Annotated in this window: 9 protein-coding genes; 3 read left to right on the top strand and 6 right to left on the bottom strand. The window is 65.4% G+C overall.

From position 1 onward, the window contains the following. Nucleotides 1–232 precede the first annotated feature (232 nt). The gene (gene parC, locus Q8R75_RS13645) at nt 233–2,482 is read left to right on the top strand and encodes a DNA topoisomerase IV subunit A (protein ID WP_305614686.1); all 2,250 of its coding nucleotides are present in this window, start codon (nt 233–235) and stop codon (nt 2,480–2,482) included. Between the two features lie 12 nt (nt 2,483–2,494). Here the strand turns inward: parC and asd are convergent, their stop codons facing one another. Further along, complete coding sequence (gene asd, locus Q8R75_RS13640; protein ID WP_305614687.1) at nt 2,495–3,364, bottom strand: archaetidylserine decarboxylase; 870 nt, start codon at nt 3,362–3,364, stop codon at nt 2,495–2,497. 35 nt (nt 3,365–3,399) lie between these two features. On the opposite strand from asd, the gene Q8R75_RS13635 reads away from it, so the two are divergent. After that, nucleotides 3,400–5,061, top strand: coding sequence for an aminotransferase class III-fold pyridoxal phosphate-dependent enzyme (locus Q8R75_RS13635; protein ID WP_305626415.1), 1,662 nt, complete (start codon nt 3,400–3,402; stop codon nt 5,059–5,061). 189 nt (nt 5,062–5,250) lie between these two features. Here Q8R75_RS13635 and Q8R75_RS13630 read toward each other — a convergent pair whose 3' ends face one another. Together Q8R75_RS13630 and Q8R75_RS13625 are read right to left on the bottom strand one after the other, a co-directional pair. Beyond that, nucleotides 5,251–5,865, bottom strand: a complete 615-nt coding sequence (locus tag Q8R75_RS13630; RefSeq protein ID WP_305612386.1) for a hypothetical protein — start codon at nt 5,863–5,865, stop codon at nt 5,251–5,253. A gap of 89 nt (nt 5,866–5,954) precedes the next feature. Continuing rightward, nucleotides 5,955–7,613, bottom strand: a complete 1,659-nt coding sequence (locus tag Q8R75_RS13625; protein WP_305612384.1) for a pseudouridine synthase — start codon at nt 7,611–7,613, stop codon at nt 5,955–5,957. Between the two features lie 70 nt (nt 7,614–7,683). Here Q8R75_RS13625 and htpG point away from each other — a divergent pair, with 70 nt between their 5' ends. Further along, a complete protein-coding gene (htpG, locus tag Q8R75_RS13620; protein ID WP_305612383.1) occupies nt 7,684–9,621 on the top strand; it encodes a molecular chaperone HtpG in 1,938 nt (645 codons plus the stop codon). 64 nt (nt 9,622–9,685) lie between these two features. Here the strand turns inward: htpG and Q8R75_RS13615 are convergent, their stop codons facing one another. From Q8R75_RS13615 to Q8R75_RS13605, 3 genes are all read right to left on the bottom strand, one after another. Then, nucleotides 9,686–10,849, bottom strand: a complete 1,164-nt coding sequence (locus Q8R75_RS13615; RefSeq protein WP_305626413.1) for a methyl-accepting chemotaxis protein — start codon at nt 10,847–10,849, stop codon at nt 9,686–9,688. A 187-nt stretch (nt 10,850–11,036) separates the two neighbouring features. After that, nucleotides 11,037–11,732, bottom strand: coding sequence for a Bax inhibitor-1/YccA family protein (locus tag Q8R75_RS13610; protein ID WP_305612614.1), 696 nt, complete (start codon nt 11,730–11,732; stop codon nt 11,037–11,039). Between the two features lie 19 nt (nt 11,733–11,751). Then, entirely contained in the window at nt 11,752–12,096 is a 345-nt protein-coding gene (locus Q8R75_RS13605; protein WP_305612613.1) for an HPF/RaiA family ribosome-associated protein, read from the bottom strand. Nucleotides 12,097–12,154: the final 58 nt, after the last annotated feature.

The raw sequence follows: 12,154 nt of genomic DNA, 5'->3' as shown, positions 1-12,154 counted from the left end.
CGCAGCGATGCCCAACGTCACCCGCCTCTTTCACGACTCGGCCGGCATATGGCATGTTGGGCATCGCTGCGCTCACCCCAACCTACTAAAAGCGTGAGAGTCACCGCCGGTCCGGTGTTGAGCGACAGCCTGGTGCCAAGCTGTTTCCGCGCGACTGCCACGCTGGCATGTTGGGCATCGCTGCGCTCACCCCAACCTACGACATGTGCAATGAGTCACTGGAGTTCCTGAATTGAGCGACACCCTGTTCGAACCCGACATCGATGACGTGCCGATCGACGCGCATGCGTCGCAGGCCTATCTGACCTATGCCATGTCGGTCGTCACCTCGCGCGCGCTGCCGGGGCTGGAAGACGGCATGAAGCCGGTGCAGCGGCGCATCCTGTTCGCGATGGACGGCTTTGCGCGACCCGATGCGGCGCACAAGAAATCGGCGCGCGTGGTGGGTGACGTGATCGGCAAGTACCACCCGCACGGCGACTCGTCGGTGTATGAGGCCATGGTGCGTCTGGCGCAGCCGTTCACGCTGCGCTATCCGCTGATCGATGGCCAGGGCAATTTCGGTTCGATGGATGGCGACAACGCCGCCGCGATGCGTTACACAGAGTGCCGGCTGACCGCGTTTGCGCGCCACGTGCTGCTGTCGGAACTGAACGCGGGCGTCATCGACTTCCAGCCGAATTACGACGGCACGCAGCAGGAACCGGCGCTGCTGCCGGCGCGCCTGCCAGTGGTGCTGGCCAATGGTGCATCCGGCATCGCGGTGGGTATGGCGTGCGAAATTCCGCCGCACAACCTGCGCGAAATCGGCGAGGCGATCTGCCGGCTGCTGGTCGATCCGCGCATGCCCGACGACGACCTCATCGACTGCTTCCAGGGGCCGGACTTCCCGAATGGCGCGACGCTCATTTCGTCGCGCGAGAGCATCGTCGCCGCCTACAAGGAAGGGCGCGGCTCGTTCCGCATGCGCGCCAATTACGAAGTCGAGGCGCTGGCGCGCGGCCAGTGGCAGATCGTCGTCACCGCCTTGCCGCCCGGTGTGAGCACCGGCGCCATCCTGACCCGCATCGACGATCTCGCGAACCCCAGGCCCAAGGGCGACAAGAAGAAGATCAGCGACGACCAGGCGCGCACGAAAACACTGGCCACTTCGCTGATCGACTCGGTGCGCGACGAATCCGATGCGCGTCATCCGGTGCGACTGGTGATCGAACCGAAGTCGCGCGCGGTGGGCCAGGAAGACCTGCTGGCTTTCCTGTTCGCCTATACCGACCTCGAGTGCAACACCAGCCTGAACCTCACGCTGCTCGACACGCGCCGCCGGCCGGGCCAGATCGGCCTGCCGGCGGTGCTGCGCCAGTGGTGCGACTACCGGCTCGCCGCCGTGTCGCGCCGGCTGACCCAGCGCATCGCCGACATCGACGAGCGCATGCACATTCTCGATGGCCGACTGGCCATCCTGCTCGACATCGACCGCGCGATCGCCATCATCCGCGCCGCCGACGATCCGAAGGCCGACCTGATGGCCGGTTTCGGCATAACCGAGCGGCAGGCCGAAGACGTGCTGGAAATCCGCTTGCGCCAGCTGGCGAAGCTCGAAGCGATCAAGCTGCAGGCCGAGCGCGACGCACTTGATGCCGAACGCACCGGCCTGCTCGGCATCCTGGGCAGCGACACCGCACTGCGCCGCTTCGTGCGCGACGAGGTGAAAGCCGACGTCGAACGCTTCGGCGACGAACGGCGCACCCGGGTGAATGCCGACGTGCAGGCGACACGCTCGCGCGAAGTGCCGCAGATTGACGAGGCCGTCACCGTCATCGTGTCGCGCAGCGGTTTCGGCCGCCTGCGTGCCGGTCATGACGTCGATGAGGCTGCATTGACCTGGAAGGCGGGCGACGGTCCGCTGGCGGTGCTGAAATGCCGCACCGTGTGGCCAGTCATCCTGCTCGACGCCGATGGCCGTAGCTACACGATCAAGCCGACCGATCTGCCGAGCGGCAAGGGCGACGGCGTGCCGGTGTCGTCGCTGGCCGATCTGGCGGGCAAGAAGCTGGTCGCGGTGCTGACCGGCGAACCCGGCAGCCGCTACCTCGTCGCGTCGGACGGCGGCTATGGCTTCGTCTGCACGATCGAAGACATGGTGAGCCGCAACCGCGCCGGCAAGGCCTTCCTGAATACCGACGGCACGCTTGCATTGCCGCCGCTGCGGCTGCAGCCGGACGACGCCTGGGTCGTGGCGATGGCCGGTGACCGCCTGCTGGTGTTCCCGCTCGATGAAATGAAGACGCTGTCCGGCGGCAAGGGCGTGAAGATCATGACCCTGCCCGATGGCGAGTCGCTGGCCCTGCTGGATCTGTTTCGCGGCCGGCTGGTGCTGAACGTACCCGGTTCGCGCGGGCGCCCGAAAGCGCTGACGCTGGACGAAGCCGCGCTGATGGCGTGGCGCGGCGTGCGCGCGACCAAGGGGAAGAAGCTGGGCTGATCACCGATCTGATTACCGGCCCGGCAGCTGCATCAGCGCCTCGCCGGCCCGGATGCGTCGGCCGATGACCGTCAGCGGGTGCAGCGCCATGGTCGACGGCGCCAGCACGATAATGGTCGAGCCGTGCTGGAACCAGCCCATTTCCTCACCCTTGTGCAGCGTGGCATCGCAGGCCAGCCGGTGCGGGCCGCGATAGCCGGCGTGCAGCAGCAGGTCGAGACAGTGCAGTCGCAGGCTGGCCACCAGGATGGCCGCGACCGGCACCAGCAGGACAGGCGTGCCATCGGCCAGCGCGGTGGTGATCGCCGCGCGCTCGTTGCGACAGTACAGCTTGTCCACCCGCGCGAGCGCCGGTGGATTGACGTTCCAGGTGTCGCCCGGAAAGTAGGTGACGTGCGACACCCGGCAATCGTGCGGCGCATGGAAGCGGTGATACATCGACGCCGTGATGCGCACGGTTGCGTAGCAGCCGTCGTGAAACCGAGCCGCCAGCGCGGCGTCGCCCAGCAGCTCTTCCAGCGTGTAGTGCAGGCCCTTGGCCTGCAGCAGCGTGTCGCCGTCGATTCGGCCGCAGGCCACGACGATGCCATCGCACGGGCTGACCAGCGTGTGCGGATCGGCATCGACCGGTCGCGCGCCGTCGCGCAGCTCGCGTATGAAGCAGTCGTGCAGGCTGGTGAAGCGCGTCTTTTTCGCCTCCGACAGATCAACGTCACCGAACATCCGCCACAGCGCGATCGACGCGTCGCGCACCATGGGCTGCTCGATCTGGCTGAACCAGCCGGCGAAGCGGGTCAGTGCGGCGCGCGGCACGCGGTTGGTCAGCGCGAAGTTCAGCGCGTCACGCAGCCGCCGACGGGCCGGCAGATTGGCGTCATTCATGTTGCCGTAACCTCGCGCTGATATTTCCGTGAGGCATGACCGAAGCCCTCCCTTTCTATGTCGCTGGCGCCGCTGCGCTGCTGGCGCTGCTGCCGCGCGTCAAGCGCCGGCTCGAACTGTCGCGCGCCAAGCACCGCTCGCTCGCCGGCCACTCCAAGATGTCGCGGCGGGTGGCCAAGCTGCTGCCTTTCTACGAATTCGACGCGGCTGACGTGTTCGCGGCAGATGACGCGCCGCCCGCCGTGGTCGAACAGCGCCGCCTCGCCTTCGAACGTCTGGCCGCGCTGTACGGCGAGCGCTACGCAAAGACGCGCGCCCTGACCGCAGAAGTCCAGCCCATGCTGTCCGACCTGCAATTCACCAGCGCCTACCGCGTGCCGTTCCCGTTCAGCCGCCATGTGCGCGAGCGGTTGAAGGCCGGCAATTTCGTTGCGTCGTCGTCCGGCGTCACCGTCACCGACCTCGACGGCAACGTCGCCTACGACCTGACCGGCTCGTACGGCGTCAATGTGTTCGGCTACGATTTCTACAAGGGCTGCATGGCGCGCGGCAACGCGCAGGTCGAAGCACTTGGACCGGTGCTCGGCAGCTTTCACCCGCTGCTGGCCGACAACGTGAAACGGCTGTGCGCGATTTCCGGGCTGGATGAAGTGTCGTTCCACATGTCCGGCACCGAGGCGGTCATGCAGGCGGTACGTCTGGCGCGCTACCACACACGGCGCAGCCACCTGGTGCGCTTCTGCGGCGCCTATCACGGCTGGTGGGGCGACGTGCAGCCAGGCGTCGGCAATCCGGTTGCGGCCGAACACACCTACACATTGAAGGACATGCACGCCGATACGCTGCACGTGCTGCGCACCCGGCGCGACATTGCCTGCGTACTGGTGAATCCGCTGCAGGCCCTGCATCCGAATGCCGGTGCGCCCGGTGACTCGTCGCTGGTGGATGGCGGCCGGCGCGCCCATTTCGATCGCGCCGCCTACGCCGACTGGCTGCGCCAGGTGCGCGAGGTGTGCACGGCGCGCGGCATCGTGCTGATTTTCGACGAAGTGTTCGTCGGCTTCCGGCTCGCGCCTGGCGGCGCACAGGAGTACTTCGGCGTGCGCGCCGACATGGTCACTTACGGCAAGACACTCGGCGGTGGCTACCCGGTCGGCGTGGTGTGCGGCAAGGCGGCGCTGATGCGCCGCTACCGCGACGACCGGCCGGCCGACATCTGTTTCGCGCGCGGCACCTTCAATTCGCATCCGCACGTGATGGCCGCGATGAACGAGTTCCTGCTCGCGCTCGACACGCCGCAGATCGCTGCGCTGTACGACGGCCTCGATGAACGCTGGAATGCGCGCGCGGAGAAGCTGAACGCCCTGCTGGGCGAGGCGGGTCTGCCGGTGCGGGTGGTGAACCTGTCGTCGATCTGGACCGTGACCTACAGCGTGCCGTCGCGCTACAACTGGATGCTGCAGTACTACCTGCGCGCCGAAGGTCTTGCGCTGAGCTGGGTCGGCACCGGCCGGCTCATCTTCAGCCTGAATTACGGCGATGTCGAATTCGATGCCGTGTGCGAACGATTTGTCGCAGCCGCGCAGCGCATGCAGGCCGATGGCTGGTGGTGGGTACCCGATGGGGCGAGCAACAAGCAGGTCAAGCGCCGCATCCTGCGGGAAATGCTGGCGGAGCGGTTTGCGCGGCGCGGTTGAACGCATGACGTGACACGCGGTGAAGGCGAGGGTCAGACCAACGATCGCGACGGGACCGGAGCGGGGAATTCTGCGAGCACTGATCGCGGAGCCCGCTGGCGATACAGCGAACCGTGGATCGTCGCTCCCGCAGATGGTCTCCTGCTGCATCTTTCATGGGAGCAGCGTCGCCGCCGCGAAAGCAAAGCCTCAGGCCTGCGCCGAATGCTGTGCGTGGCGCGGGTCGATCAGCTCGCCGCGCAGCAGGTGCAGCGGGGCGCGGTAGTACAGCTTCACGTCGTGGAAGGGATCGGTGAGGATCTTGGTCATCCACACCAGACCGGTCTGCACGTCGCGGATGAAGAACAGATGCACGGTGCGGAACAGCAGACCGCCGATGCCCACCGCCAGCCAGATCAGCGACGTGTTGTGCACGAAGCCGCGCGTATCGGCATGCGGCTCGAGCAGACCGAACAGCGCCGGATCGACGTACAGCACGACCGGGGCCAGCGCCCAGACCGCCATCAGCACGATCTTGCGTCGCAGGTTGTAGCCGACCTTGATGTCTTCCTTGAATTCATGGGTCGCCTGATTGACGTGGTCGTAACCCTTGGGTTCGAAGAAGAAGTGGCCGGACTGGCGTGACACCATGGCGACGCCCCAACTGAGCAGCGCAGCGGCGGCCGGATCGACGAACAGCATTGCGTAGGCCGCAAGAAAGCTGAGCGCACTGATCAGGTGCAGGCTCTGATTGATTCGGCTGTGGTGGTAGTAGCGGTGGTCATCCCAGCGCTGGACGTGCAGGGCCTTCAGAAATTCGTTCATGTAACGCCTCCGTAGTGTGTGAAGACTACGAACGAGGCGTTACACGAAGAATGCAGTTCGTCTACATCTTGGTGACAGGGTACCGACCTTCAGAAAGCTTCGTCCGGTCGCAGATAGCGCCACTTGCCGACCGGCAGGTCGGCGAGCGGGATGCGGCCGATGCGCACGCGCTTGAGCGCAACCACTTCAAGGCCGACCGCGTCACACATGCGGCGGATCTGCCGCTTCTTGCCTTCACGCAGCACGAATCGCATCTGTTCTTCGTTCTGCCAGCTCACCTTCGCCGGTTTGAGCGGCTGGTCGTCCAACTCGAGACCGTGATTCAGCAGCGCAATCGATTCGGCCGGAAAGACTTCGGACAGCGGGCCGTTGCCGAACGACTTCGTCGCCCGCACGCGCACCAGGTATTCCTTTTCTATCGTCGAATCCTCGCCGATCAGCACGCGGGCGACACGACCGTCCTGCGTCAGCACCAGCAGACCGTGGGAATCGATGTCGAGCCGGCCGGCCGGTGCCAGACCGCGCAGATGGTTGCGATTGAATGTCTGCCCCGACTTGTCTCCCATCCACTGGTTTTCCGGCACGAACAGCACACTGGCCGGCTCGTGGCCGTCTTCGGCCTGACCGCTGACGAAACCGACCGGCTTGTGCATCAGCACGGTGACGCGCAGCGCCTGGTCGGCGCGCGCTTCCTTGTTCACCTCGACCTTCTGATGCGACAGCACGCGCTGGCCGAGCACGGCGACTTCACCATCGACCGTCACCCAGCCGCGCACGATCCAGTCGTCCGCTTCCCGGCGCGACGCCGCCCCACGGTCGGCCAGCCAGCGCGACACGCGGATGCCGTCCTTCGGGTGATCGTCGCCTTCTTCGGCCGGCACGGCCTTTACGCGACCTTTCTTGTCCATGTCGCGCTCTTCCCACGGCTTGGCCGGGCGCAGCGGCGCAGCGGCGGGCTTTGCGCTGCGCGGGCGCTCGCTGCCCTCGGCACGCGGCGGACGGCTGTCGCGCTCGGAGCGCGGCGTCCACGGGCGCTTCTGCGCGTCGTCGGCACCGGGCGCTCGGACAGGGCGCTCACCGCGATCGGTGCGGGGGGGACGATCGGAGAAATTGCCGCGCGGCGCGCGTTCGCCACCTTCGGCGCGCGGCGGACGGCTGTCGCGCTCGGGGCGCGGCGTCCACGGGCGCTTCGACGCGTCGTCGGCGCCGGGCGCACGGGCCGGGCGGTCACCGCGATCGGTACGCGGCGGGCGATCAGCGAAATTGCCGCGCGGCGCGCGTTCGCCACCTTCGGCACGTGGCGGACGGCTGTCGCGCTCGGGGCGCGGCGTCCACGGGCGCTTCGGCGCGTCGTCGGCACCGGGGGCGCGGGCGGGGCGCTCGCCACGATCGGTGCGCGGGGGACGATCGGAGAAATCCTTGCGGGGCGGCCGGTCACCCATGTCGCGGCGCGGTGCGCGTTCATCGCCGTCGCGCCTTGGCGGACGAGTGCCCGGCGCGCGCGCACTTTTTTCACCCGGCGCAGCACGGGAATGTGCCGGCGCGCCGTCACGGCCGCGAGGAGTCTTGGCGGCGGGCGCAACCTGGGTGGTATTGCGGCTCAATGTCCGGGATTTGGCGGTGCTGTTGCGCACCGGCTTGCGGGCCGGGTCGCGGTCCGAGGTGGTCGGGCTGTCGGATTTGCTCGGCAAACCCAGTTTCGGACGAGTGGTCATCGTGAAGTCAACAATCTGTGGACCGCACAGCATAGCGGGGACTTGAAATGTCGGGGGGAAGTCTCAACCTTCCGCGATTGTCATTTCTTATCACGGAGTCGCCATGTCGGAAACCGCCACCGCCGCACAGACCATGAATTTCCAGGCCGAGGTGAAGCAACTGCTTCATCTGATGATCCATTCGCTGTACAGCAACCGCGACATTTTCCTGCGCGAACTGATCAGCAATGCGTCGGACGCCTGCGACAAGCTGCGTTTCGAAGCGATTGCGGATCCGGCGCTGCTCGAATCCGACTCTGACCTGAAAATCCGCGTCGCCTTCGACAAGGACGCACGCACCATCACGATCACCGACAACGGCATTGGCATGTCGCGCGAGGAGGCGATTTCCCACCTCGGTACGATCGCCCGCAGCGGCACCAAGGAATTTTTCTCCAGCCTGACCGGCGACCAGAAGAAGGACGCGAATCTGATCGGCCAGTTCGGCGTCGGTTTCTACTCCGCCTTCATCGTCGCCGACACGGTTACCGTCACCACGCGGCGCGCCGGCCTGCCGACCGCCGACGGCGTGCGCTGGTCGTGCTCGATGACCGGTGACACCGCAGGCGAGTACACCGTCGAACAGATCGAACTCGAGGCGCGCGGCACCGAAATCGTGCTGCACCTGCGCGAAGACCAGGACGAACTGCTGTCCGGTTTCAAGCTGCGCCATATCATCCGCGAGTACTCCGACCACATCCTGCAGCCGGTCGTGATGAAGAAGGAAGAGTGGAAAGAGGGCGAGCAGATCACGACCGACGAGGACGAAACGGTCAATCAGGCCAATGCGCTGTGGACCCGCTCGAAGTCTGACATCACCGAAGAGCAGTACCAGGAGTTCTACAAGCACGTCAGCCACGACTTCCAGGAGCCGCTGGCCTGGTCGCACGCGCGTGTCGAGGGCCGGCACGAATACACCCAGCTGCTGTACATCCCGGCGCGCGCGCCATTCGACATGTGGGACCGCAAGACCAAGCACGGTCTGAAGCTCTACGTGCGCCGCGTGTTCATCATGGACGACGCCGACAAGCTGCTGCCGGGCTATCTGCGCTTCGTGCGCGGCGTGGTCGATTCGGCCGACCTCCCGCTGAACGTGTCGCGCGAAATCCTGCAGGAAGGGCGTGACATCGACACCATCCGCTCCGGCTGCACGAAGAAGATCCTGTCGGTGCTGGAAGACCTGGCCGACAACGAAGACGCAGCGCAGAAGGAGAAATTCACCACCTTCTGGAAGGCCTTCGGCAATGTGTTCAAGGAAGGCGTGGGCGAAGACACGGCCAACCGCGAGCGCGTCGCGAAGCTGCTGCGCTTTGCGTCAACACATCTCGATACCGAAGAGCAGTCGGTGTCGCTGACCGACTACCTGTCGCGCATGAAGGACGGCCAGAGCAAGATCTACTACGTCACCGCCGAGACGTTCAAGGCGGCAAAGAACAGCCCGCACCTGGAGGTGTTCCGCAAGAAGGGCATCGAAGTGCTGCTGATGCACGAGCACATCGACGAGTGGGTGGTCGGCAACATGACCGAGTTCGAAGGTCGTCCGATGGTGTCGGTCGCCAAGGGCGGGCTCGATCTGGGCGCGATGGAAGACGAAGCCGAGAAGCAGGCGCGCGAACGCGACGAGGGCGAATTCAAGCCGCTGGTCGAACGCCTGCAGGCGACGCTGGCCGAACAGGTGAAGGAGGTACGCATCACGCACCGCCTGACCGATTCGCCGGCCTGCCTGGTGTCGGACGAATTCGAGATCGGCGGCAATCTGGCGCGCATCCTGAAGTCGGCCGGCCGCGACGCGCCGGCGTCGAAGCCCACGCTGGAAATCAACCCGCAGCACCCGGTGGTGCAGCGGCTGCGCAATGAAAACGCGCATTTCGACGACTGGGCGGCCGTACTGTTCGATCAGGCCCTGCTGGCCGAAGGCGGCGCGCTCGAAGATCCGGCGATATTCGTGCGCCGCATGAATCAGCTGATGCTGGCGATGAGCAGCGAACAGTCTTCAGCGTAATTGCGCTGAAGCATGCAAAAGGCGCTTCAGAACGAAGCGCCTTTTTTTTGCGTGATATGCGTGCTCAGACGCGGAACACCTGTACCGCATCCTGCAGGTTCTGCGCCGAACTGGCCAGTTCGGTACCCTGACGGGCAGTTTCTTCGGCGACATTCGCGTTCTGTTCGGACAGCGAAAACAGCAATTCGGTATTGCGCACGATTTCACCGACCGACGCGTTCTGTGCGCCGAGGCTGTCGCTGATGGTCGCCGACTTGCCGGACAGCGCCTGCAGCCGCTGCAGGATGCCGTCGAACTCGCTCACCGCGGCGGCGGTGTTCTGCGTCGCCACCGTCACTTCGTCATTGGAGCCGCGCACCAGGGTGATGGTCTCTTCCGCATCATCGCGAATGCGCACCACCAGTTCGCTTATGTCGTTCGACGAGGCCTGGCTGCGCTGCGCCAGCTGGCGGACTTCATCGGCCACCACCGCAAAGCCGCGTCCCTGTTCGCCGGCGCGTGCGGCTTCGATGGCCGCATTGAGCGCCAGCAGATTGGTCTGGTCCGACAGTTCCTTGATCAGTTCGTTGATGCGGTTGATGGCGCGCGAATCATCCACCAGCCGTTCGATCACGGTGAGGGAATCGGCCATCTTGCCGGACGCTGCGTGCACACTGTCGAGCGCGCTTTCGAGCGTCCGCTTGCCGGTCTGAGACGCGGCACCTGCGGCCTGCGACAGGTCGCTGGCTTCGCGTGACAGCGACTCCACATCCTGGATCTTGCCGCTCATCTGTTCGATTGCGCTGCCCACTGCGCGGATTGAATCGAGCTGACGCGTAACCGTTTCTCGTGCTTCGCCCGACGCTTGTGAAAGTTCCACCGCCGAGCCGGTAAGCGTGGTCGACAGCGCCTGCAGCCGTTCGACCAGCTGCTTGACTGCCTTGCGCGCCGAGTTGTACTCGTAGCCCAGCCAGGCGAAATCGTCCTTGCCGTCGAGATTGATCGGATGGTCGAGCCGCCCCTTGGCCAGCGCATGAAGGCCGCCGACGATGATTTCCGCGCGTGCGCCGTAGAAGCGGCCCATGAAGTGACCGGTCAGCGCGCCGCCCGTAAGCAGCAGCAGCGACACGGCGATCTGTACCGGCCAGTTGCCACCGCCCGAAACCATGTTGAATGCAGCGCAGCAGATCAGCGCCGACGACGCCCCGAACAGCGTGAACGCCTTTTTCACGCTCAAATTCTCAAGCATGTCTTTCCCCTGCACGACGACATGGCGAACGACGGCCCGCGCATCTGTCCCAAACTTCTGATTACGGATGATCGGCAGGTCGGCTTGAGGTCAGCTCTGCCAAAAGGCCGTATCAGCGCGGTCCGGACGAAAAAAATCCGCGGGCGGACAAGCCGCGCGCGGATAAGGGGAATGTCCGGCTGGAAGACTAGTCGCTGCTGCTCATGAAGCCGAACAGCTGCAGCAAGGATGTGAAGAGGTTGAAGATCGACACGAACAGGCCGGTTGTGGCCATGACGTAATTCGTCTCGCCGCCGCGCACGATGCGCTGGGTTTCAAAGGCGATCATGCCGGCCATCAGCAGCACCACCGCCGCAGACACCGTCAGCGACAGCGCAGGCATCTGGAAGAAGATCGCGCCCAGACCGGCCAGGATCGCCACCACCATACCGATGAACAGGAAGCCACCCATGCCGCTCAGATCGCGCTTCGTGACGCTGGCCCACGTCGACATCGCGAGGAACACGCCGGCTGTGGCGCCGAGCGCCATCGTCACGATCTGGCCGCCGCCGGGCAATGCGACGACCGACGACAGCAGCGGGCCGATGGTGTAGCCCATGAAGCCGGTCAGCGCGAACGTGAGCAGCACGCCGACGCCGCTGTCGCGAAAGCGGTTGATGGCGAACAGCAGGCCGAAAAAGCCGGCCAGCGTCAGCAGGATGCCAGGCGCCGGCCACGCCATCGCTGCGGCGGTACCGGCGATCAGCGCGCTGAAGGCCAGATTGATGCCAAGCAGCATGTAGGTATTGCGCAACACCTTGCGCGGCGCATCGGCCAGCATCGAGCCAGCTTCTTCATAGGGCAGCGTGGTGATGTCGGCGCCGCGTTTCGATCGCAGTTCCATGTAGATATCTCCTGTGAATTCAGATCGCTTCAAGTTCGTGGTGCGGCGCTGCCATCGTCGTTGCCTGGCGGGCGCGGCGCATGGTGCGTACCACACGCTGGCTCGCCCGGGCGAGGGCGGTATCGATCGCCTTGCGCCAGTTGCGTCCGGTGGCAGACACGACGACGGGGCGGGCGCCGGTCAGCCTCAGTTCCACCTGCACGTGCTTGTCTTCGCCACCTTTCGGCCCATTCAGGTCGGACAGACTGACCCGCGCCTTCGGGATTCGCCAGGCGAGACGCCGCAGCACCACGCGCAGCCGGTTTTCGGCCACGCTGCGCAGGGCACTTGCTTCGGCACTTCGTGATTCGACGATGACTTGCATGACAGTCCTCCTGTGGATGAACGAGCGCTTACCTTACGCGCCGTTTGGGTTCCTTTAA

This window comes from Methyloversatilis sp., from assembly GCF_030696805.1.
GTDB lineage: Bacteria > Pseudomonadota > Gammaproteobacteria > Burkholderiales > Rhodocyclaceae > Methyloversatilis.
Note: the sequence above shows the minus strand (reverse complement) of the source record. Positions and strands in the feature narration are given on the sequence as shown.